The following is a 25264-nucleotide window of genomic DNA, read 5'->3' as shown; positions in this document are numbered from 1 at the left end:
TTATTTATTCACTTTTAGTATAATTTAAAATATGAAAACAGAAAAAATATCTTTAGTATTAGCGGGCACAGGCTCATTTTCAAAATCAATATTTGAAGCACTTTTAAAAGACGATAGATTTATAATAAAATCTTTAATTAGTCAACCAAATAATAAACTTGATAGAAATAAAAAACCAATTGAAACAGAAGTTGCTAAACTAGCAAAAGAAAACAATATTTTACTTTATCAACCAAATAAAATTAAAGAAATATATGAAGAACTTTCAAATTTAGATTTTGATTTTTTTATAACAGCATCATTCGGTCAATTTATTCCTAATAGCATTTTAAAATTACCTAAAGTTATGCCTTTAAATGTTCATGGAAGTTTACTTGAAAAATATAGAGGAGCTGCCCCTATTCAATATGCTTTATTAAATGACGATAAGAAAACAGGAATAACTTTAATTGAAATGATTGATAAAATGGATGCTGGAAATATGTATGGCAAAGCTGAAGTTGAAATTCTTGAAACTGACACAGCTTTAGAACTTTTTGATAAATTAGCAAAAGCTACTATTGAAAATTTAGGTAATTGAATTTCTGAAATAAAAGAAAACAAAGCAACTTATCAAATTCAAGATGAATCAAAAGTAACCTTAGCACCTAAAATTTCAAATGAAGAAGCTGAACTATTTTTAGAAATGAATGCACAAGAAGCTTTAAATAAAATAAGAGCTTTTAATGATCAACCGGGCGCTTATATTATGCTAAATAATAAAAGATTAAAAATATATAGAGCTACTAAAAATAAAGTTGCAGTGCCTTTAAATATTCAATTTAAAGATCAAAAACTTTATTTATTAGAATATCAATTTGAAGGAAAGAAAAAAGTTTCACATGAGTTTTAATTTTGAAACTTTTTTAAAAACTGAAGAAAATAAAGAATATTTTAAAACTATAAAAGAAATATTGAATTTAAAAAATCTTTGTCCTAAAAAAGAAAATATATTTAATGCTTTTAAAAATTTTAATTTTGAAACTTTAAAAGTTATTATAATAGGTCAAGATCCATATCCTAATATTGAAGATGCACATGGCTTAGCTTTTTCTTCACTTAATAAAAAAACACCCGCTTCATTAAAAAATATCTTTAAAGTAATTAAACAAGACTATAAAGATGTAGATTTTAAAACTAATAATTTAGAAAATTGAAAAAATCAAGGTGTTTTGCTGCTCAATATGATTTTAAGCACTGAAATAGGTTTTAGTTTAAAACATAAAAATAAAGGTTGAGAAACTTTTAATATAAATTTATTAAATAAATTAAACACAGAATATTCAAATATTATTTATGTTATTTTAGGTAATCAAGCAAAAAAATTTGTAAGCAAATTAATAAATTTAAATAATCAAATAATTTTAGAAACTTCTCATCCTTCGCCGTTGTCTTGTAATAAAGGCTTTTTAGATTCTAGAATTTTTTATTTAGTAAATGAAGAACTTAAAAAATTAAATAAAGAAATTATAAAATGAGACACCTTTTAAAAAGGTGTTTTTTAATAAACTTTTTAAAAAATTGTTTAAATTAAGCATAAAATTAATAATATGAATTTTAAAAAATTAATTTTATCAAATTTCTTATTAATATCTATTCCCTTAACTGTACTATCATGTGAAAATAAAAGTTCTAATTCAGCATTAACTATTAGTGATTATGAAAAGTTAAAGAAATATAGTATTACTGAAACAAGACATTTAAATTATGATAGATTTTTTAAATTAGCAACTTATTTAGCTAATGATGAAAGTCCTAGCATTTATTTTTCAAGAAATGCTGGTCAATTTTACAACACCTCTTTTTATTTATTGTCTTTAGAATTAAGTAAATTAAAAGAACATGTAAATAAAAAGATTTTATATTTAATGAATGAAGAAGTTTATAATCCTGAAAACAGTATTTCTAGATTTAATTTTGAAAATATATTAAATGAATATGGAGATATTTTAAAAACTGAAGATGGACAATTAGGAATCGTTTCTAATACAAAGTATTTAACTAACAATAAAACAGACATTAGTTATGCAAATTTTGTTGATTCTAAACATGAACTTGAACAATATATTAATTATTTAGCTTTAAATAACAATAAAAAAGCTAATGTAATTATGTGTGACATTTCTTTTGATGACTTAGATGATGCGACAAGAAATAAATTATTTAAGGTTGCTAAAAAAATAATTTTATTGCCAGACGGCAATGCTCAACCCTTTAAATTTATTAACAATGATTATTTAAATTGAGTAAAGACTGAAAAAGATGTCTTAAGTGAAGAACAAATTCAAAAACAATTTATTGAATTTGTTAATAGTGATAAAGAAACTTTAGATATGAATTATCATAATTTATATAGACTTAAAAACTATATTGAAATATATAACATTGATGGTAGATATATTGATTTTTTCAATAATGAAATTGAAAATTTAAATAAATCTGAATATAAAATAGATGTTTATGATTTTCCAATTAATGTTAATAAAAGCTATTTAGATAAAGGCTATAATTTCGATTTTAATAAAGTTATAAGTTTGTATGATGATATAAATAAATTATCAAATAAAAGTTTGCTTGAGCTTTTAGATAAACCTCAAGAATATGATAAAAACAAAAAGAATTTAATTTATTTAGGTTCTAGTTTATTTACAAAATATACTTCTTTAGCTGATCAAGGAAAATATAGAGTTGAATATAATCTTGAAGCAAGTAAAGAAATAGAAGAATATTTTGATAAATTAATGGAGTTATACCCACCTCAAGAATACAATTACTTGTTTAAATTACATCCAGTTTATAAAGGCGAAGAAGCAAAAATTTATTTATCTAAATTAACTAAAAACAAAGTCCCAAATCCTATATTAATTGATTCATCTGTTTCTTGAGAAAATATATTAATGAAAGAATATGAAAAGTTAAAAACCAACGAATCAATATTATTTGATAAAAATGATTTTAAAAATAATAATTCTAAAACAGTTTTAACAGGACTTCAAGCAACTTCAACGACTCTTTTATCAACATACACATTTTTAGTAAGTGAATTCAATATAGATTTAAAAAAATCTTATGCTTTTTTAAATCCTAAAAACTTTCCAATTTCAAATAAATTTAATTTAGTATTTAGAGATAAAAATTTAGGTAATGATTTAAAAATGTATAATGAAAATAAGAAACTAATGATAAATGTCTTAGCATATTATATGCTTTCTAACGTTTTTCCATCACTTGATGAATTTATATCAACAAACGAATTTTTAAAAAGAGAAAACTAAAACCAAGGCCTTATTTATTTAAAGGCCATGGTTTTGTTTTTCTAAATTGTTTTCTTTTTTATATAAAAAAATTGTCTTTTATTATTAATAACATGTTTGAAAATAAAACTTTAACTAAGCTTTAATAAATAATACAAAAAACCTTTATAATTAAATTACTATTAGATAATATATTTATTAATAGTTTATTAATATATTAAGAAAGGAATTATATGTTTTCAAATTACGAACAAAAACGTAATGATGAAATGTTAATGAGAGCGGCATATGAAGGAAGTCAATTCTGTTCATGTGTTGCTCAAAAAGACTATCACATTACTGAAAATTTAGATAAAAATACAGCTTACATTTTTATTCCTAAAGATGTTGAAAATTACTATGACTTTTTAAAAGTAGTAGATAAAGTTTTATTATCAAAACGTAGAAACATTCAAATAGATATTGCTTCATTTGTTAAAGAAGGTGTTGTAAGTATTGAAGAAGTTTTTAGAGCTTTTGTTATGCGTTCAGCATTCCATAATGCAAAGCTTTACTCAGCAAAAGAAAGCGATAAAAAACCTAAAAAGGATAATAAAGAACCTGAAGTTTCTTTATATTATGAAGGTAAAGAATATTTAACATTTGTAAAAGAACTTTTAATAATCGCAGATGCTATAAACAGCGCTCGTGATTTACAAATTACACCTCCTAACATTGCAACAAGCGAATACATTGCTAAATTTGTTAAAAAAGATTTAGGAGATGTTGATAATTTAACAGTTAATGTTTTAACAAAAACACAAATCGAAGAGTTAAACATGAACTTATTATTAGCAGTTAATTCAGGAAGTTCATATCAACCTCGTGTAGTTGTGGTTAATTATAAAGGAAATCCTTCTTCAAAAGAAAAATATGTTTTTGTAGGTAAAGGAATTACTTTTGATACAGGTGGTTATAATACAAAAGGTTACCACATGGATGGCATGAAATTTGACATGTCAGGTTCTGTAATTTGTGCATATGCAGTAAAAGCAATAGCTCAACTTAAATTAAAAGCAAACGTTTCAGCAGTTATGATGTTAACAGATAATGCAATTGATAACAAACCAACAATGCCTGAATCAGTTGTTACTTCAATGAGTGGTAAAACAGTTGAAATTACAGATACAGATGCTGAAGGACGTTTAGTATTAGCTGACGGGCTATTTTATGGTGCTAAAAATCTAAAAGCTTCTTTATTAGTAGATGTTGCTACTTTAACTGGTTCAATGATTTCAGCATTAGGAAAAACATTCTCAGGAATTTATTCAACAAGCGATTCAAGATGAGATGAATTCTCAAGCGCAGCTTCAGTAGCACATGAAAAAGTTTGAAGAATGCCAATGCATGAAGACTATCACAAACCTAATTTATCAACAAAAGTAGCAGATTTAAATAACTACTCAACTTCAGAAAAATCTGATTCTAATACAGCGGCAATGTTCTTAAAAGAATTTAGTAATGGTGTTGATTTAATTCACTGTGATGTTGCTGGTACAGCTGATAATAATGGTATGGGGTTAGGTGTTTTAGTTTCAACTTTAGTAGAACTTGCGAAAGGTCAAAAATAAAATTATGGAATTAATTAAAAATTTAGACACTAAAAGAAATGATTCATTTTTATTAAAAGGAATCTTTAAAGACGATAATTTACCAGAAAAATTAGTTGAAAAAAACTTAGCAATCACAGAATACCATTCTAAAAAATTAGCTTATGTATATTTAGGTGAAAGAACAAAAGTTGATTATGACACTATTTATGATTTAGCTGTTAATTTAGGTTATGAAGCTGCTAGAGATTATCAAATTGACTTGGCATCATTTGTATTAGTTGAAAAACTATCAATTTCAGAAGTTATTGATGCTTTTACAAAAGGAATTAATTTCGCTGCTGCTAAACTATATAATAAAAAAACATACACTAAAAAAGAAAACAAAAGCAAATTAAGCTTATTATTAGAAAAACCTTCTCATGAAGCTGAAGAAGCATTCAAAAAAGCAAGTGTTATTATTGATGCTCAAAACTGAGCTAGAACACTTGGAATTATGGCTCCTAATGATTTAAATTCAGAACAATTAGCTGAAAAAACTGTTGAAGAATTAAAAGAATTTAAAAATTTAAAAGTTACTGTTTTAAACAAAAAGCAAATTGAAAAATTAGGAATGGGTTTACTATTATCAGTTAACCGTGGTTCTACTTTTGAACCTAGAGTTGTTATTATTGAATATACAGGAAATAAATATTCAAAAGAAAAAACTGTTATGGTAGGTAAAGGTATTACATTTGACTCAGGTGGTTATAATATTAAAACAGGTCGTCACATGGGTGGAATGAAATATGACATGGGTGGAGCAGCTACAGTAGCTGCTGCTATGAAAGCTATAGCTCAATTAAGACCTAACACAAACGTTTCTGCAATTATGTGTATAACAGATAATAGAGTTAATGGAGATGCTTCATTACCTGACAGTGTTTGAACAGCATTAAATGGTATAACAGTCGAAGTTAACAATACAGATGCTGAAGGTCGTTTAGTAATGGCTGATGGTCTATGCTATGCTACAAAATATTTAAATGCTACAAGATTAATTGACGTTGCAACATTAACAGGAGCAATGGTTGTAGCTTTAGGAGACACATATACAGGTGTTTGAGCAACTACCGAAAAAGCATGAAATGATATTAGTTTAGCTGCTAAAAAACAACATGAATTAATCTGAAGAATGCCTTTTGACAAAGACTTTTTAGTTTACATGAAAGGCTCAAAAGTTGCTGATTTAAAAAATACTGACTTTACAAGAAATGCTGGTTCATGTTCAGCTGCTATGTTTTTAAAAGAATTTACAAACAACACTGAATATTTACATTTAGACATTGCAGGAACTTGTGATGTTGACGAAAAACCAATGTTTGCAATGGTTAGAACATTAATTGAATTAGGTTTAAAATAATTTTTAACTTGTAAAAATTCCCAAAAATAATGGGAATTTTTTTAATGTCTAAAAAAATTATGTAAAATAAAATTATTAATTTTTTGTTTGGAGGTTAGATGGTTACTTTTTTTATGATATAAATCGAAAAATAAAATTAAAGCAACATAGAATAACAGTATTTGAAGTTGCTTTAGCGGGAATATTATTAGCAATTTATTCAATTGCTTCTTTACTTGAAAAATATGTTTTTGTAGGTGCTTTTAATATTGGAATAGTTTATGCAATATTTATCATTTTTGGTTTAGCCTTAGGGCCTTTTAAAGGAGCCCTATTAGGTATATTATGTGATACAATTAGTCAAATAATTTATGGAATTAGTACATGAATGATTGAGTATGCCATTGTTCCAGTTGTAATTGCTTTTATTAGTGGTTTTTTATGTAGACTATTTTTATTAAAAGAAAAAAGAAGCTGATTATTTGGTTTTATTTTCTTAGCTTTTATTTCAGCTATTTTTATTACCATTTTAAGTATTTATTACAATCAAATTCCAATTAATGAATTAGCTATAAAAAGAAAAAGAGTTTTATCTGTTGACTTTGTTTTAAGTATCGGAACAATAGGACTTTTATTAATTTGAATAGCATCAATAACAATGTTTTCATTGTATTTAAAAACTAAAAAGTTTCATACAAAAGCAAATATGGCTTTATTATTTAGTATTTTATTAACAGTATTTTTCACTCTTATTATTACAAGATGATTATGAGGTCCTTTTGCTTACATAAATTACCATAATCGTTTTAGATCAGGAACTTGAGATTATAAAACATATTACCCTATTTTTATGATTCCTATTATATTTAAAAGTCTATTAGAAATACCATTTTACACAATGATAATTTTTGCAATTTATCCAGTAATTTTAATGATAAGAAACAAAATAAACTTCTATACAAATAAAATTCAAACATATTAATTTTTGAATCTTTCAACATATAATAAAACAAAAAAGTAAAATTTTTTGTTTTTTTCTTACTTTTTATTGATTTTTTTGTGAAAATTCAGTCTTTTTTCAATTTTTTCATTTATTTTTCTTAAGTTTTTATTATTTACTACCATATAATTTATAATTTAATTGTTCAGTTATAAGTCATAGGTGAACAAATTTTATTTAATTTTAACTTAACTAACATTACAGGAGTGATAATGAAAAAATCAACAAAATTATTTTTAAGCATTGGCGCTGGATTAACAGCTATGGCTGGTATTCCTCTTGTTGCCGCTAGTTGTGGAGGTGGCAAAAGAGCTGTTTCAGCTACAGGATATACACACCCTAAATCACCAAAAACAACAGTTGTTAATATCAACACAGATGATAAATTTAAATTAACACCAGAACAAGCTAAAAGCGTTAAAAAAATAGCTGTTATTACAGATGCTGGAGATTACAACGATAAATCATTTAACCAATCAGCTTGAGAAGCTATTTTGACATTTGCTAATAAACAAAACCCTGATATTCCTCGTGATAAATATGACATTTATGAAGTTAAAGAAGGAAAATTTACAGATGCATATAATTTAGCATTAAACAGTGGTGCACAAGTATTTGTATTACCAGGTTTCTTACATGCAGACAATATCAAAACATGATACCAAGCAAACAAAGCTAAAATTCAAGAAAAGAAAATCACACTTATTGGTTTAGACTTTGATAACGGTCCATTCGGTGCAAATATTCCTGATACTGATGGAACAGGTATTTTCTTAAATATGAAAATAAAAGAAGCTGCTTTTATAGCAGGTTATGCTGCAGCTAAATTCTTATCAGAAAAACCAGAGGCTAAAAGAACATTTACAACCTTTGGTGGTGGTGCATTCCCTGGTGTTACTGACTTTAATGAAGGTTTCATGAAAGGTGTTTTATACTTTAACTCTCAACCTGGAAATGAAGATAAAAAAGTTAGAACATCTGAACCAGAAGTTAATTTAACTTCAGGATTCACTGTTGGTCAACAAATGAACGGTGTTATTGAAGGACGTTTAGCAACTAACCCAAGTTTAATTTTACCCGTTGCTGGTCCTGCGACAGACGTTACTGTTAACTCACCAAACTTAGGTGACGCCTTAGTTGTTGGTGTTGATACTGATCAAGCTTTATCAGTTTCAAAAAATAGTGATAGATTCTTTACATCAATTCAAAAGAACATTGGTCAAGCATTTTATGATGCAGTAGCACGTGTAGCAACCGGAATTGGTATGAATGACGAAATTTTAGGTGGATTTAAATACGGTTCAAAAACTGTAAACTTAGTAAACGGTGTTGACAAAAACTGAGTAGCAGTTTCTCCATCACACTTATTAGGTGAAGACAAAGTTAAAGCAGATAAATATCTTGCAGAAGGTAAAGCAGAATTCGAAAAATTAGAAAAGAACGAAACTTTATACAGATGATTAAGTTCCGGTAGAGTAACAATGGGGGCTGATGCAGCTGAAGTAAACCCAGTTGGTCAAAGACTAAATCAACTTGCGACCGAAATTAACAAAAGAAGTTAATTAAAACAGCAAATATTTAATTATATTTATGAATGCAGTAGAATTCGTAAATGTAACTAAGACATTTCCCGGAATAGTGGCAAATAATAAAGTTTCTTTTAAAGTTAAAAAAGGAACAATACATGCACTAATCGGCGAAAATGGTGCTGGAAAAAGTACCTTGATGTCCGTTTTATTTGGATTATATGAACCTACAAGCGGTGAAATCTATATAAACGGCAACAAGGTATTTTTTACCGGACCAAATGATGCTAATGCCCTAGGTATTGGTATGGTTCACCAGCATTTTAAATTAGTTGATGTTTACACAAACTTAGATAACATCATTTTGGGAGAAGAATGAACCAAAAATGGTGGATTTTTAGATAGAACGATCGCAATTAGAAAAATAAAAACTTTACAAAATATTTACAACCTTCATTTTGATTTATTCCAAAAATCAGGTGAAGCTACAGTTTCAACGCAACAAAAAGTTGAAATTATGAAAATGTTATACCGTGGTAACGATATTTTAGTTTTTGATGAGCCTACAGCAGTTTTAACTGATGAAGAAATTCAAGGTTTATTAAAATCATTTGAAATTTTCAAAAAAAATGGGAAAACAATATTATTTATTTCTCACAAATTAAAAGAAATAGAACAAGTTGCTGACAATGCTACAGTTTTAAGACTTGGTAAAGTTGCAGGTAACTTTGAAGTTAAGAACACACCAATGTCTGAAATTGTTAAGGCAATGGTTGGTGATGAAATTGTTGAAATTAAAAATACAGAACCAGCTAAAAGAGATGATGTTGTATTTTCTTTAAAAAATATAACAACAACAAAATTAACTAAAAACTTAAAAAATATTTCTTTTGATGTTCACGCAGGAGAAATATTTGCTGTTGCTGGAGTTGCCGGTAATGGTCAGGAAGAATTAGAATACATTTGTGGTGGATTAGAATTCCCTCACAAAGGGACAGTCGAACTAAGAGTTTATAATCCTGATACTAAATCTTTTGAATTAAAAGATATAACAAAAAACACAGCATATTCAAGAAGTAAAGATCATATGGCTTATATACCAGCCGATAGACATCATCATGGTTTAATATTAGACTTTACTTTAGAAAAAAACTCAATAATTAGAAGATTGTGAGATAAAGCCTTTGAAAAAGGTGGATTTATTAAAAGCAAAGAAATTAATAAATTTACAAATGAAATTATTCAAAAATATGACGTTAGATCTTCACAAGGTGCTAAGAGTTTAACTAGATCATTATCTGGTGGTAACCAACAAAAATTTATAGTTGGACGTGAAATGGAATTTGAACATGATTTCATTATCATTGTTCAACCAACCAGAGGTATGGATATAGGTGCTATAACCAATATTCATAGTGAAATAATTGCAGAAAAACAAAGGGGGAAAGCAATTCTATTAATTTCTTATGAATTAGATGAAGTTTTAGCTTTAGCCGATACAATTGCAGTTATTAATGAAGGAAAAATAATTTCTATTCAAGATGCTAAAAAAATTACTAGAGATGAAATTGGTAAGTATATGTCTTCATCAAATAATGAAGAAGAAAACAATAGATGATGAATTGCTAAGACAATAGATGATGCAAATGACAATTATCGTACTTTCTTAACTAAAAATATTCACGTTTATTAGATGAAGCTAATTTAAAAATAGCATCATTGAAATCAAATCTTTTTATAGCTAAAAAAGGTAAAAACGTTGAAAAAAACCTACTTTCAGAAATTTATGAAAATATTGCTTTAGCTAAAAAAGAAAAACAAGATTTATTGATTAAAAAGAATGAAGAATTCAATATTTTAAAGGATAAATCATTATTTGAATCGCTATATAATGAACAAATGAAAGGAGACAAATAATGCAAGAAACAAAACAACCAAGTAAATTCATGTCTTTAATGTCTTCTTTTAGTAAAAAGATGTCACAACTTGTAAGACTAGAATCAAATAGAAGCCTAGCAAGAAAAGTTGCTTCTTCATTATGAGCTTTATTATTTGGGGTTTTAATTTCTTTAATATATATGGTATTTAAAGGTCAATTAAACCCATTCGTTGATTCAATTAGTATTTCAGACATTTTTAAAAAAATAGGTGAAAGTTTTAATGCCTCAAATGCTGATAACTTTAAATTCTACTTTATAATCTTTGGTTTTGCAGGTTTAGCATCAGCAATAGGTTTTAAAGCAGGTCTCTTTAATATCGGTATTAGTGGACAAATGATGATGGCCGGTCTTTCTTCAATGGCTATCTTTATCTCATTAAACTTTGATTCAACAAAAACAATACCTGCTGGTTGATTAGCATTTACATTATTATTATCAATAGTATTGTCATTTATTATTGCATCAATAGCAGGAGCTTTAAAAGCTTATTTAAATGTTCACGAAGTTATTTCAACAATTATGCTTAACTGAATAGTTGTTGGATTAGCATCATTATTCTTTAAAAAACAAGCAGTTGGAGCTATTTTCATTTCAAAAGGTAAAACAGAAACATTTTTTGCTGATGATGAAAATGGAACAAAAGCATTAGGGATTATTGATGACAAAGTTAAATTAGGATTTGTTATCGGTGGAATCGTTGCATTAATTTTATTAGTAACAATTATTACAATAATCTTTAACTTTACAACTTTAGGATACAAAATAAAAATGCAAGGTATTTCAAAAACAAACGGTAAATACATGGGAGTTAATGATAGATTAACAACTGTTGTAGTTATGGGTGTTTCAGGAGCCTTAGCAGGGGTAGCAGGATTTTATTGATATGTTTTAAAAGAAACGGCGCCAGTATTTCGTTCAGTCGACACGCCGCTTGCTTTAGGTTTTGAATCTATAGCAATTTCTTTATTAGCATTAAACGCTCCTGTAGGTATTCTATTTACCTCATTATTCTATACAATAATTTATAGTTCAAAACTATACTTAACAAGAGGACCATTATATCTTTCAGAAGATGACGTTAGTGTTGCAACAGCATTAATTCTTTATCTAGCAGCTATCTCTCAATTATTTATGACATTTAAACCTTATAAATTTACAAAGAGAGCATTTGCTACAATGGTTCACTCTGAATTCATTCCTACAATGAAACTTCATATGTTGGAAAGCAAAAAAGCAAGATCAATTGCGTCATATAGTATGGCTGTTCATAATATAAAAATGAAAATTGATCAAAATAATGAAACTCAATTATTAAATTCATTAATGGCTAAAAATCAAAAACATGCAATGAATTTACACAAAATCGAAGTTCTTAAAAAATTCTGATTAGAAAAATTAGAATTAGCTAAAGAAGTTCAAAAACAAAGACAAGTTTTAGTAGATTACAAAAAAGCTATTAAATTAGAAAATAAATCAGCTGAAACAAAAGATTTACAAAAAATTGAAATGCAAAAACAACAAGTTGCAGTTTACAAGACTCAAATTAAGGATGCAAAAACAGTTTACAAAAACTTAAAACTTGATAAAGAAACAACATTTAAATTTGATTATGTAGATAATTTTGATTATTCAATTTTCAAAAATAAACCTGAATCACATAATTCATTAATCAAAAAAATGAAATTAGAACAAAAAAACATGTCAAATGAATATTTAGAAAAAGCTATGAACTTTAAAAATTCAGATGCAGAAACATTAAAATATTTTGAAGACATAAGTGATAAAAAACAACAAATCTCAAGCAAAATGCATGAGTTAGGTTACTTTGAAAAAATTGATATTGTTCAACAAAAAAGAGCTGATTTAAAAACAGTTTCACAAAAATACATGACAATGTATAAAGAATTTGCTGACACTATGTTAAATAACTTAAAGAGAGGAGAAAATAATGCTTGCTAGTTTATCAATTAATATACATCAAAATTTATTATTCTTCTTCTGTGTTTTAAGTTTAGGTGCTATATCAGGTATGTTCAGTGAAAAAGTTGGTATTGTTAACATCGGTATCAACGGGATGATGTCAATGGGTTGTGTTATTTATTTAGTAGTAGCGCAAGTTCTAACATCATCATTAGGAACAGAAGGAGCATCTCATTCCTTCTGACAACTTCTTGCTTTACCTATTGCCGGAATAGGTGGTATGTTATTTGCATCACTTCACGGTTTTGCAACAATTAAATTAAAGAGTGATCATACTATTTCTGGTTTTGCTATTAACTTATTAGCATTTGGTTTAGCAATCATTTTATTAGATATTTTTGGTAATGGAAACAAAAAACCAGCTATGAATATTCAAGAATTGGCTTATATAGTTGATTTCTCAGCTGGTAGATTTGAAGTATTCTCACTAAAAATATTTGTAACTCTTTTAATCATTGTATTATCAGCCATAATGTTATACATGACTAAATGAGGTTTAAGATTTAGAAGTGTTGGTGAAAACCCACAAGCTTCTGACGTTGCTGGTATTAATGTTAATTCATATAAATGACAAGGTGTATTAATTTCAGGATTTATAGCTGGAATTGCTGGTGGTTTCTTTGCTCAAGCAAGACCTTCATCATTTAATGGTGATGTTCTAGGATATGGATATTTAGCTCTATCAATCATGATTATGGGTCAATGAAATATTTACATCATTTCAGCAATTACATTCTTATTCTCAGGATTATATGCATTCGCTTTCTCAGCTCCATCATTTATTCCTGGTTTAAGCCAATACCAAGCACTATTTACATTGATTCCTTATGTTTCGGCTTTAGCAGTTATTGCTTTAACGGCACGCAAATCTCACGCCCCTGCTGCATCGGGAATAACCTATGACAAATCAAAACGTTAAGTTTTATTAAAAAAGAGTCGCTTCGGCGACTTTTTTGTTTCAATTTTTTTAAAAATAAAAAAAAGAAGATCACCTAAAGTGATCTTTGAGTTTGCAACTACAGTATTCTTTCGAATACACTATAATTATACAACTAATTGAAATAAAAATAACTGCAAAACAGTTATTTTATTCTCCTTCTTGTTTAGAATCTTCAGGAGTATTTAAATTATCTAAATTTATTTCAGCGGTTATTTCTTTTAATTCTTCGCTATTTAATTCACGATCAAAGTTATCGCCACTTTCTTCATCTACTATTTTAGCTACAGCAACTATTTTTGAGTTTCTTCCTTTTAAGTTAATTAATTTAACTCCCTTAGAATTTCTTCCTACAATAGCTACATCTTTTAATGAAAATCTAATAGCAATTCCATCGCTAGCCATAATAATTAAATCTTCTGAACCATGTACATTCGCTGCAAAAATTAATTTACCAGCTTTATCACTATTTAATGCTAAAACTCCAGATGCATTTCTTGCTGTTTTTCTAAAGTTTTCCATTAATGTAAGTTTACCAAATCCTTCTTCGCCTAAACTAAATATATATTTACCTTCTCTTGAAGAAGAAGCTGAAACAACTTCATCCTTATCTGATAATTTAATTCCATTAACACCAGCTGCTAATCTTCCCATTGCTCTAACGCTTTGAATATCAAATCTTACTAATCTTGAATTTGATGCAGCTATTGTTAATTCTTCTGCTTCATTTACTATTAATGCTTCTTTTAACTCATCTTCATCTCTTAAACTTAAAGCTATTTTTCCAGCTTTATTAATTAATTTATAAGCACTGATAGCAGTTTTTTTAATAACCCCATGTTTTGAAATGGTTACTAAATATTCATCATCTTTATAATCATTAATTGATAAGATTTTAATTACTTTGTCATCTTTATCAATTGAAGGTATAACGTTTATAATAGGTATTCCTTTTGATTGTTTTGTACCAATAGGTACTTCATGTCCTCTAATACGATAAACCTTCGCTGAGCTTGTTAAAAATAGTAAATCTGTATGTGTATTTGCTACTAAAATATCTTTAATATCATCGTCTTGATATGTCTTAGCAGTTGTTACACCTACACCACCTCTTTTTTGTTCACGATATTCTTCTATATCTAAACGTTTAATGTAATTATTATGTGTTAAAGTAATAACAACATCTTTTTGTGGGATTAAATCTTCATTATCAATACTACTTGCTTCATTTCAATTAATTTCACTACGACGTTTGTCATTAAATGCTTCTTTAACTTCTTGTTGTTCTTTAATGATTAATTCAATTAATAAATCATAGTTTCCTAAAATTCTACGGTATTCTTCAATTCTTTCATGAACTTGAACTAATTCTTCATTCATTTTTTTAATTGCTAAACCAGTTAGCCGTCCTAATCTCATTTCTACAATAGCCTTTGTTTGAATTTCAGTTAGTGAAAACTCTTTAGCTAAAGTTTGTTGAGCTTCTGAATCTGTTTTTGATTGTTTAATTATTTGAATAACTCTGTCGATATTTTCAACACAAATTTTTAAACCTTCTAAAATATGTGCTCTTGCTAAATCTTTTTCTAAATCAAATTGTAATCTTCTAGTTGTTACATCTATTTGGTGTTTTAAATAAACTTCTAAACATTGTTTTAAATTTAATAATTTAGGTTCATTATTAACTAAAGCAATCATATTAAATGAAAAGTTAGTTTGTAATCTTGTTAATTTAAATAATTGATTCAAAATAACTTCAGGAACATATGTCTTTTTAATATCAATTACAATTCTTATACCTTCTCTATTAGATTCATCTCTAAAATCTGCAATTCCATCAATTTTTTTATCTTTTAATAATTCAGCAATTTTTTCCATTATTTCAGTTTTCTTAACTTCATAAGGAATTTCAGTAATTATAATTTTGCTTTTGCCATTGCTTAATTCTTGAATATGAGCTCTAGATCTTATTGTTACTGAACCACGACCAGTTTCATAAGCACTTATTAAACCTGCATAATTGAATACTATTCCACCTGTTGGAAAATCTGGCGCTAAAACATATTGCATTAATTCTTGAATTGTAATATCAGGATTTTTTGCTAAAGCACAAACTGCATCAATTACTTCACCTAAATTATGAGGTGGTATATTAGTTGCCATACCAACTGCAATACCACTTGTTCCAGAAACTAATAAATTAGGAAATTTAGCAGGTAATACTACTGGTTCTTTTTCAGAACCGTCATAGTTGTCTATAAAGTTAACAGTATTCTTTTTAATACTATCAACCATAGCCCCAGCAATTTTACTCATTCTTGCTTCAGTATAACGCATAGCAGCAGGTTCATCACCATCTATTGAACCAAAGTTACCATGACCGTCAATTAAAGGATAACGTAAAGAAAAGTCTTGAGCCATTCTTACCATAGCTTCATAAACTGATGAGTCACCATGTGGGTGATATTTCCCTAAAACATCCCCAACAATTCTAGCTGATTTTTTATGAGCCACTGTATGAAACATTCCAAGTTCAGACATACCATATAATATTCTTCTATGAACTGGTTTTAATCCATCTCTTGCGTCTGGTAAAGCTCTAGCCACAATAACACTCATTGCATATTCAATGAATGAAGTTTTCATAACTCTAGCTAAATCAGCAGGTTGTAACCCATTTGTTTCAACTTCTAAAATTTGAGATTTAACTGTATATCCTTCTTTATCTTGAGGAATTACTTCTTCATCATCATCTTCAACGACAATTTTTTCTTCATCATCAAACACTTTTTTTATTGTGTCATCAAAATCATAGTATTTGTCATCATCATCTTGAAGTTCTTCGTCTTTTCTTTTTTTATCATCTTCAGGATCGAATTTAATCATTACACCTCCGTTTAATATATTAAATATTAATATATTATTAATTATACCAAAATATCATTATTTAAATAAATCAAAAAAATTAAGCTTTAAATTTTAAAGTTTTTTAATTAAAAAAAATAAACACAATTTTTATGTTTGTAATACAAAAAAAGTGTTTATTTTTGGACTTTAAAATATTAAAATAAGTTTATTTTTTTAAAAAATTAAAAGCAATAAAATTTATATTTTTATTCATTTCTTTAAATTTCTTTTCATAATCAGTGAAATGGTTTTCAATATCATAATCGCAGTTGTGTAAATCAGTAGTGTTATATATAATATTTGCTTTATATTCTTGTAGTTCTTCTAAAGCAAATTCGTATAATAAGTCATTATCGCTTTTAAAATAAATAATTCCATCTTCAGCTAAAATGCTTTCATATTTTTTTAAAAAATCTCTATATACTAATCTTCTTTTAAAATGTCTTTTTTTAGGTCATGGGTCAGAAAATGTTAGTCAAATTGTATTAATTTTATTGCTAAAATATTCCTCAATTTTTATAGCATCACCTATTAAAATTTTTGCGTTTGTAATTTTTGCTTCTTTAAAGCGTTTTAAAGCACTTAAAGCAGGTGTTGAATATTTTTCTAAACCAATATATGTAATTTCAGGATGATTTTTTGCTAACTCACAAAGCATTTTTCCTTTACCCATTCCTATTTCTAAAACAGTTTTATTATTTAATTCATAAGGAAAAGAATTGATTGAGTATTCTGAATTTAAAATAATGTCTAAAGCATCTTTATTGTGTCTTAATCTCATAATAATAATCTTAACAATTTTTTAGATTATTATTGCTAATTAAATAAAATAGTAATTTATTAAATAATAATATGCTATTATTTAATTAGTAAAAAAATAATTTTTAACATTTTTTTATTTATATTAAGATATTTTATTTATAAAAACTGCTAGAAAAATTGGAGATTTATCGTGTGTGAAGAAGACAAAATAACTTGTTTTCAGGATCTTTTTGATGAACCTGATTACAATAATAAAATAAAGAAAACCCATAGAAAATTATATGAAATGGGTCAAATGACTTCAATACAAGCTTTTAAATACGATGGTACTTTATATAGACAATATGAAGGAGCAAAAATTGTTGCTAATTTAGAAGACTTTGTTGTTGTATTACTATATAAAACAAAAGTATCAGAAGATGAGATCAAATGAGTTGTATCTGAACCTACACTATTTTTATTTGCTAAGAATAGATTTTATAATGCTTCAATAACTTTAAATAAAAGCAAAGGTAACTATATATATGTAAATTTAGCTAGTCCATTTTTTATTGAAAACGAAGTAATTAAATATATTGACTTTGATTTAGATATTAAAAGTTATGGTTCTGATAAAGAATTCAATGTTATTGATTGATATGATTTTAAAACAAATATTAAAAAAATGAAATACTCTTTAAAATTGGTTTATAAGTTATATGATGAACTTGATTATTTATATGACCAACATAATACAAAAAATGGGATTTTTTCATCTAAGTTAATTAAAGGACTTGAAAAGATGTTAAAAGAAGCCGGTGATTTATAAACAGCTTAGGCTGTTTTTTTGTTTAAAAAAGACAAAGCATAAAGCTTTGCCTATTTTTAATTTTATTATCTTGATGAAGTGTTAGATCTTGTTGCGTCTTCACTTGCTGCTGCAGCAGGTTTTGCTGCACCTTAGTTGTTTGAAGAACCGCTTTGTGAGGTTGGATTACTTGCTGTTCCTGTTTCTCCAGCTGGTGCTGAACTTGAGCCTGATTCGGCTTGTTTTCCAGCAGAAGAAGGTGTAGTTGCTGCAGATTCTGGTGAAGGTTACTTTTCTTCAGAAGAAGAAGTAGTTGCAGTAGGTTCATTTAATTCTAATTTCATTGTTAATGATCCTTCTGAAATTAATGGAGCATTTCCTCTTCCCTTGAATTGAGCTAATTTAGCTGTAATTGTAATTTATGGTTTTGCATTTTCAGTTTTTGCTGTAAAAGTATAATCTAATTTTGCTGAAATATTTGTTTCTTTATAAATAGGTTCTTTTGCATTTGCTAATTGATAGTTATCTAAATTGATGCCTGATAATGATGCAAAATCGTTAACATTAACTTGTTTGTCTTTTTTTGCTTTTCAAACAGGATTATCTTGGCTTTTAATGAAAACAAGTTTTTTGTCATTTCTTTCGTATCATATACCGTATGAACCATCTTTTAAACCATTAAATAATTCGGTATTCATTTCTGCTGTTAAGGTTACAACAGGTTTGCTTGCTGTAACTGCTTCGTTTAATAATTGTTGTTCTGATTTTTCAACTGTAGGAGCAGCGCCATTACCTTCTTCAGGTTTACCTTCGTTACCTGCTGGAGGGGTTACAACTGTGTTTGTTTTTGTTTCTTTTTCTTTTGTACAACTTGCAGCTATCACAGGAGTTGCTAAAATAGGAGCAACTGCACTGATTGATAATAAAATTTTAAAAGATTTTTTCATTCTCTATACCTTTCAATTTTTAATTTCTATTCATTAATTATTATAAACTATTTTAAAATAAAGTTGTTTTTTAAAAAAAATTAAAAAACGAAGAGTTTTATTCTTCATTTTTCTTATCATCATTTTGTGTTGTATTTTCAGTAACTGAGTCAAATAAATCGTTAAATGATTGTTCTGAAAATTCTTCTTTTAATTGTTCTTTTGTTTCATTTAAAGATTTAGGTAAAGCCATATTTTTTTCAATGTATTCTATCTCTTCAGCGACAATAGTTTCATTAATAATTAAGGCTTCTTTAATTAATTTTAATAGTTCAATATTTTCTTTAATTATTTTAACTGCATCTTTTTCGGCTTGTAAAATTATTTTTCTAATTTCATCATCAATTTCTTGACCAACTTTATTAGAAAATGATGCATTTTTCATATAGTCTCTACCTAAAAAAGGAGTAGATGAGTCTTCTTCATATTTAATAGGTCCTAAATCAGATAAACCTCATTCGGTTACCATTTTTCTAGCTATGTTTGTTGCTTTTGCAATATCATCGCTAGCTCCGGTTGAAACATTTCCATCGCCATAAATAATTGATTCAGCAGCTCTACCACCCATAAATGAAGTAATAATTGCTAAAAGTTCTGATTTTGAATGGTTGTATTTTTCTTCTTCAGGCATCATTAGGTTATAACCACCAGCTTGCCCACGAGGAATAATAGTTATTTTTTGAACTTTGTTTCCACCTTTTATTTTAAGACAAACAACAGCATGTCCAGCTTCATGAATAGCAACTCTTTCATTTTCTTTTTGTGAAATAGTTCTTGATTTTTTAGCAGGACCTGCAATAACTCTATCAATAGCTTCATCAATTTGAGCCATTGTAATAAATTTAGTTCTTTCACGAACGCTTAATAATGAAGCTTCATTAATTACGTTTTCTAATTGAGCACCTGAAAAACCAGGAGTTCTTCTAGATACTTTTGCAAAATTAATTGATGGATCAATTCTTTTTCCTCTAGCATGTAATTTTAAAATAGCTTCACGTTCTTTTACATCAGGTAATCCAACAGTTATAGTTCTATCAAATCTACCAGGTCTTAAAAGTGCAGGGTCTAAAACGTCAGTTCTGTTTGTAGCCGCCATTATTAAAATACCACTATTTTCTTTCATACCATCCATTTCAACTAGTAATTGGTTAAGTGTTTGTTCTCTTTCATCATTTCCTCCGCCAATACCAGCACCCCGAGCTCTACCAACAGCATCTAATTCATCAATAAAGATAATAGCAGGTGCACTTTCACGAGCTTCAGCAAACATATCACGAACTCTTTTTGCTCCTAAACCAACAAACATCTCAACAAAGTTAGATGCTGAAATGAAAAAGAATGGAACATTAGCTTCACCCGCTGTTGCTTTAGCTAATAAAGTTTTACCAGTTCCTGGAGGACCCCCTAATAAAATACCTTTAGGAATTCTCGCTCCAGCTGTTTCATATTTTTTAGGATTTTTTAAATAGTCAACTAATTCAGATACTTCTTCTTTAGCTTCTTCATTTCCTGCTATATCTGTGAATTTTTTAGTACTATGAATTTTTTGAGCTAATGATTTTTGATTTCCCATTGGGTTTCCAGCCATTAAACTTCCACCACTCATGATTCATCTTAAAAATGTTAGCATTATTATTGCACTAATACCATAACCCATAATTTGTAAAGCAGGCATAAATATTGAAGCAAAAATGCTTGGTTCTGGTAATTTAGCAAATGTAAATGTACCGTTTCCTGTTGGTGATGCAACTGCTTTAATTAAAGCATCTGTTAATGTTGCATTAGGATCTACTATTTTTGCTCAATTTAGCATATCTTTATCAAAACTTCTTTCAGCAAATCCACTTAAAATTACTGTAAATGAATAAGAATTACCAAAATAGTTAGGATTATTTACTATTTCTCCAATTACACCACTTGGAGCATTCAATGTGACTTGAATTGTTTTTGCAAACCTATCATCACTAAATGCAGATAAATAAACATCGTCATTTGTATTTGCGGTTGCACGTTCAATAACTTTTTGTAATACAGGAATAGTTTGATAATTAATTAATGAACGTCTAACGTAAGTATATATCGCTATAATTCCAGCCACTAATAAAACCACACCAATTCATATTAGTATCATATGAATTCATGTCAGTTTTCTTTTCTTTGACTTTTCTTCCATTATTTTCCTTTCTTAGTTTAAGCAAATTATATTGAATATTTTATCATATTTTTTTGTTTATATAAAAAGATATCATCAGCTAGCTTGTATTTTGAGGTTCTATTTTTAGATTCTAAAAACAAAATTATGTTTTCTAATTTATTTTTAGATAGTTTAATATTTTTAAAATTATTATGTATTAAATAAAAAACTAATTCTTTTTTAAGTACCTGTTTTTTTAAAAAATCACAGTCAAAATCTTGGTTTTTTCAATTATCATAAAGTTCTTTAATTTCTTTTGTTTGTTTTAGTTTTTCAACATTTTTTGTGTTATATTCATCAAACAATAATTGCTTTTTATCTACTGATATTTTTTTAAGTTCAAGTCTTATTTTATTTCTTGTATATTCAGGTAAATCGTTTGTATAATCAATTGCAAATTCATAATTATTTTCTAACATATAATTTTTGATTTCATCTTTTCAAAAATAATCTAATAAAGGTCTATAAATTAATAAATTGTCAATTTGATTTTCTTTTTTAATTCCTCAATATTCAGGCATTCTTTTTGAATTTTCTTGCATTATTGCAGTTTCTAAAAAATCGTCTTTATGATGTGCTAAAAATAAAATGTTAGTATTGTATTTTTTAGCCATTTGTTTATAAAAATCATATCTTTCTTCTCTAGCAATAGCTTGAAAATTACCAGATTGTTTTTCTGAATGTTTAATTTCTAAAACTTCAAAATGTTTATTAATTTTTTTTGCAAATTCATAAACTAAGCTTTGATCATAATCACTTGTTTTTCTTTTATGATAGTTTACGTGAACTAAAATAAGATTATAGTCTTTTAAAATATAAGATAAAAACATGGAATCAGGGCCTCCACTATTTCCAATTAAAATAGGAGTTTTTTTATCTATATTTAAATTTTTTAATAATTCTAAAATTCGATTAGTCATAAATTTTACCAGTGTATTTATTCATTACAAAACGAATGTCGTTACTAATAAAAGAAATTAAAGCTTCAGCTGAGTATTCAAAAACTTGATTCATTATTGATGCTTCTTGTGCATCAAATTTGCCCAACACATGGCTTGTAGCATCTTGTCCTCTGCCTATGCCAACTTTAAGTCTTTTAATTTCATTTGTGCCTAATTTATTAATGATATCCTTCATTCCTTTTTGTCCACCTGATGAACCTTTTTGTTTTATTACAACTTTGCCTAATAATAAATCCATATCATCATAAACAATAATGATGTCATTTATTGCAATATCATAATAATCAACTAAAGCTCTAACAAAATCTCCACTTAAGTTCATATAAGTTAAAGGTTTTGCTAAAATAAAATCTTTTTCTTTATAAAAAATACCATTAAATTTCTTTTCTGTTAATGGAGCTTTCAATTTTTCAGAGATTCTATCAATAATTTCAAAACCAACATTGTGTCTTGTTTTTTGATATTCAGCTCCTGGATTTCCTAAACCTACAATTAATTTCATAACCTCGTCCTTTTATTTTCTATATATTTATAATTTAATTACTTTTTTAGCCAGTTTTTTAAATTTGTGAAAAATTAGAGAAAATCTTAAGAAAAATTTAAGAAAACTGAGCTATTTTAATAAATTAGCAAACGCTTTAACGTTTGCTCAATCATATTAATTATTTAGTTTATTTTTAATTCATTGAATGTTAGTTAAACGATTTGAATCAACATCGCTAGCTAAGCCCATTTCTAGAGCTTCTTTTTCACCTATAACTATACATAATTTTTTTGCTCTTGTAATTGCTGTATAAATTAATTTTTTGGTTAAAAGTTTTTGAGCTTCAGTAAACAAAATTACTAAAACTATTTTGGCTTCTGAACCTTGATATTTATGAACACTTGTACAGTAAGCTGGTTCAATTGCATTTACAAAATCAGATCTATTAAAAGTAACAGTTTTTTTATCATTTTCAAAATCTATAGCAACGTGTGAAATGTGTTTTGGATCTTTTTTTGAATCAAAAGTAATATGAGATATATAACCTATTTCTCCATTAAAAACACGGCCTCTTGAATCATTTACTGTATTAATTACTTTATCATCTAGCGCTAAAGTTCTTGTATTAATTTTTTCAATTACAGCATTTTCTTTTTCACGATAAAAGTTTAATAGCTCTTGATTTATATTATCAATTCCTGCATCATATTTATAAACGGGGCTTAATATAGCAATGTCATGTTTACTATAACCTTCATCTAATAAAAGCTTAAGTTGTTTTAATACTTGATCTTTTAAATCGTTTCCATGACTTTGAATAAATCTTGATTGTTTTCCTTTAAATAAAGGCATTTTACCTTCATTAACCATTAAAGAATCAGCTATTATGTCATAGTTTTCAGCCTGTCTATAAACATGCTCTAGTTTAATAATTTTTAATAAATTACCTTCAATAAAATCTCTTATTAAATAACCAGGTCCTATAGCTGGAAGTTGGTCTTTATCACCTACTAAAATTATTTTTTTAAGATTAGGTGATTTTAAACCTATTAAAAGTGAATAAAATAAATCCAAGCTAACCATTGAAAACTCATCAATGATTAAGCAATCAATACTCTTTTTATTTCTTTCATTAACATTAAATGATTGATTATCTGGATCAAATTCTAAAAAGCTATGAATTGTTGATGCAATAATTTTATCTTCATAATTATTTAAATTTATTGTAGCTCTTCCAGTAGGAGTAACTATTGCTAAATTTTCCACGCCATATTGATTTTTTAAGTCTTCAATTATTTTATTAGTAATTAAAGTTTTTCCTGTTCCAGGATAACCAGTTATTAAAACTAAATTTTCATTTATGGCAGCTTCAATTGCTTCTTTTTGTTTTTTATCAAAATGAATATGATGTGAAAAAGAAACAGTTTGTTTAGGAACTTTATAAGTTGAAATTTCTTGTAATCTTTTAACTATGTATTCTTCCATGTCAAGAATTTTTTTAGTACTGTAATAAATACCATCTTCATAATTAAAAGCTTGTAAATATTCAGATTCTAAAAGTAATTTAATAGCTTGATTAAATTGCTTTATTTCTCTAGGTCATTCTAAATCTTTATTTGCATTTATTAAAAGTTCTTCATAAACTTTATCAGATCTAATTCTTGTATGTCCTGTATTATAAAAATAATCATATAGAGCTTTATAAATATGAGTTGCAGGTTTGAATGGATGTTCATTTTTATATTCTGAATAATTTAATGAAAGCTTATCCATATCCTCTAGTCTCACATCTTCATCTTCTAAATAAAATAAATAAAAGTTGTCTTTATATTTTTCAATAAATTCATCAAAAGAATCAAAGTGTTTTTTTCTTATTTTCTTTTTAATTAATTCATATAAAGAAGTTGATAAATTAAGTTTTAAAAAAGTCATTTGATCTTTTATAAGTTGAGGATTATTTTTTAAGAAGTTAATTGCTTCATTTCAATTTTCTTCTGAAAGTTTATATTTTGTATAGTCAATATTTTCTTCAACCATTCTTTTTAAAGCATTAGTACCTAAATCTTTAACTATTCATTTAGCTTTTTCTTCACCTATTCCTGGAAAATTAGATGATTTTAAAATCTTAACTATATAAGCTACTTCAAATTCTTTTCTATCATTAACATCAATTTTACTTTTAGCTATATAACTATTTGCATATCTTGTTCTTTGATTTAATATAACTGAAAAACCATATTCTCTTCCATCCATTTGAACATCTGAATATCTATATAAATCGTCTTTAAAAACTAATGATATAGTGTTATCACGGTTTAAATTAATTGTATTTATAGGATCATTTACTGTAACTTTAAAAACACAAATAACGACACTTGTGTCGTCACTTGATCATAGTATTCTTTGAACAGTACCTTTTATAATACTTGGTTTTAATGCTTCTTTTTCTTTTGCCATAATTAAAATATATTTTAACATATTTTAAGGTTTTGAATTACTAAAATTTGTGTCAATAAATTTTTTAAAAAAGTTGAAA

At 26.9% G+C, this 25264-nt stretch carries 20 protein-coding genes; 13 read left to right on the top strand and 7 right to left on the bottom strand.

The features are described from left to right. Positions 1-31: 31 nt before the first annotated feature. The 11 genes from EGN60_RS00730 (at position 32) to EGN60_RS00680 (ending at position 13628) form a co-directional block, all read left to right on the top strand. Positions 32-892 (top strand): methionyl-tRNA formyltransferase, encoded by an 861-nt coding sequence (locus tag EGN60_RS00730; RefSeq protein ID WP_124724195.1) that lies wholly within the window; start codon positions 32-34, stop codon positions 890-892. Next, on the top strand, positions 882-1529 hold the full coding sequence (locus tag EGN60_RS00725) for a uracil-DNA glycosylase (RefSeq protein ID WP_124724194.1): 648 nt from the start codon (positions 882-884) through the stop codon (positions 1527-1529). The genes EGN60_RS00730 and EGN60_RS00725 overlap by 11 nt, the downstream gene beginning before the upstream one ends. 60 nt (positions 1530-1589) lie before the next feature. Beyond that, positions 1590-3314 carry a hypothetical protein gene (locus EGN60_RS00720; RefSeq protein WP_124724193.1) on the top strand — a complete coding sequence of 575 codons (1725 nt, stop codon included), beginning with the start codon at positions 1590-1592 and terminating at the stop codon, positions 3312-3314. A 212-nt stretch (positions 3315-3526) separates the two neighbouring features. Next, a complete protein-coding gene (locus EGN60_RS00715; protein WP_124724192.1) occupies positions 3527-4903 on the top strand; it encodes a M17 family metallopeptidase in 1377 nt (458 codons plus the stop codon). A gap of 4 nt (positions 4904-4907) precedes the next feature. Continuing rightward, entirely contained in the window at positions 4908-6284 is a 1377-nt protein-coding gene (locus EGN60_RS00710; RefSeq protein ID WP_124724191.1) for a M17 family metallopeptidase, read from the top strand. Between the two features lie 367 nt (positions 6285-6651). Further along, positions 6652-7245 carry an ECF transporter S component gene (locus EGN60_RS00705; RefSeq protein WP_245979675.1) on the top strand — a complete coding sequence of 198 codons (594 nt, stop codon included), beginning with the start codon at positions 6652-6654 and terminating at the stop codon, positions 7243-7245. A gap of 230 nt (positions 7246-7475) precedes the next feature. Next, complete coding sequence (locus tag EGN60_RS00700; protein WP_124724189.1) at positions 7476-8825, top strand: BMP family ABC transporter substrate-binding protein; 1350 nt, start codon at positions 7476-7478, stop codon at positions 8823-8825. A gap of 28 nt (positions 8826-8853) precedes the next feature. Beyond that, a complete protein-coding gene (locus EGN60_RS00695) occupies positions 8854-10482 on the top strand; it encodes an ABC transporter ATP-binding protein (protein ID WP_124724188.1) in 1629 nt (542 codons plus the stop codon). Positions 10483-10508: 26 nt separating this feature from the next. Further along, positions 10509-10706, top strand: coding sequence for a hypothetical protein (locus EGN60_RS00690; protein WP_124724187.1), 198 nt, complete (start codon positions 10509-10511; stop codon positions 10704-10706). After that, the gene (locus EGN60_RS00685; RefSeq protein ID WP_124724186.1) at positions 10706-12688 is read left to right on the top strand and encodes an ABC transporter permease; all 1983 of its coding nucleotides are present in this window, start codon (positions 10706-10708) and stop codon (positions 12686-12688) included. The genes EGN60_RS00690 and EGN60_RS00685 overlap by 1 nt, the downstream gene beginning before the upstream one ends. Then, on the top strand, positions 12678-13628 hold the full coding sequence (locus tag EGN60_RS00680; RefSeq protein WP_124724185.1) for an ABC transporter permease: 951 nt from the start codon (positions 12678-12680) through the stop codon (positions 13626-13628). Before EGN60_RS00685 ends, EGN60_RS00680 begins: the two co-directional genes overlap by 11 nt. A 168-nt stretch (positions 13629-13796) precedes the next feature. On the opposite strand, the gene gyrA is transcribed toward EGN60_RS00680, so the two are convergent. Further along, positions 13797-16532 carry a DNA gyrase subunit A gene (gyrA, locus tag EGN60_RS00675; RefSeq protein WP_211324457.1) on the bottom strand — a complete coding sequence of 912 codons (2736 nt, stop codon included), beginning with the start codon at positions 16530-16532 and terminating at the stop codon, positions 13797-13799. 187 nt (positions 16533-16719) lie between these two features. Continuing rightward, the gene (gene trmB, locus EGN60_RS00670) at positions 16720-17334 is read right to left on the bottom strand and encodes a tRNA (guanosine(46)-N7)-methyltransferase TrmB (protein WP_124724184.1); all 615 of its coding nucleotides are present in this window, start codon (positions 17332-17334) and stop codon (positions 16720-16722) included. A 171-nt stretch (positions 17335-17505) separates the two neighbouring features. Here trmB and EGN60_RS00665 point away from each other — a divergent pair, with 171 nt between their 5' ends. Together EGN60_RS00665 and EGN60_RS00660 are read left to right on the top strand one after the other, a co-directional pair. Further along, on the top strand, positions 17506-18123 hold the full coding sequence (locus EGN60_RS00665; RefSeq protein WP_245979673.1) for a DUF402 domain-containing protein: 618 nt from the start codon (positions 17506-17508) through the stop codon (positions 18121-18123). A 135-nt stretch (positions 18124-18258) separates the two neighbouring features. Next, positions 18259-18561: a hypothetical protein gene (locus EGN60_RS00660; protein ID WP_124724183.1), complete on the top strand. Its 303-nt coding sequence runs from the start codon at positions 18259-18261 to the stop codon at positions 18559-18561. Here the strand turns inward: EGN60_RS00660 and EGN60_RS00655 are convergent. The 5 genes from EGN60_RS00655 to EGN60_RS00635 form a co-directional block, all read right to left on the bottom strand. Next, complete coding sequence (locus EGN60_RS00655; protein ID WP_124724182.1) at positions 18522-19049, bottom strand: variable surface lipoprotein; 528 nt, start codon at positions 19047-19049, stop codon at positions 18522-18524. The genes EGN60_RS00660 and EGN60_RS00655 overlap by 40 nt on opposite strands. Positions 19050-19146: 97 nt before the next feature. Beyond that, positions 19147-21261, bottom strand: coding sequence for an ATP-dependent zinc metalloprotease FtsH (gene ftsH, locus EGN60_RS00650; RefSeq protein WP_124724181.1), 2115 nt, complete (start codon positions 21259-21261; stop codon positions 19147-19149). A 26-nt stretch (positions 21262-21287) separates the two neighbouring features. Beyond that, positions 21288-22202: a tRNA lysidine(34) synthetase TilS gene (tilS, locus tag EGN60_RS00645; protein ID WP_124724180.1), complete on the bottom strand. Its 915-nt coding sequence runs from the start codon at positions 22200-22202 to the stop codon at positions 21288-21290. Continuing rightward, the gene (gene pth, locus EGN60_RS00640; RefSeq protein WP_124724179.1) at positions 22195-22746 is read right to left on the bottom strand and encodes an aminoacyl-tRNA hydrolase; all 552 of its coding nucleotides are present in this window, start codon (positions 22744-22746) and stop codon (positions 22195-22197) included. Before pth ends, tilS begins: the two co-directional genes overlap by 8 nt. A gap of 156 nt (positions 22747-22902) precedes the next feature. Continuing rightward, positions 22903-25185 (bottom strand): ATP-dependent DNA helicase, encoded by a 2283-nt coding sequence (locus EGN60_RS00635; RefSeq protein WP_245979671.1) that lies wholly within the window; start codon positions 25183-25185, stop codon positions 22903-22905. Positions 25186-25264 lie beyond the last annotated feature (79 nt).

This window comes from Mycoplasma struthionis (genome assembly GCF_003855455.1).
GTDB lineage: Bacteria > Bacillota_I > Bacilli_A > Mycoplasmatales > Metamycoplasmataceae > Metamycoplasma > Metamycoplasma struthionis.
Note: the sequence above shows the minus strand (reverse complement) of the source record. Positions and strands in the feature narration are given on the sequence as shown.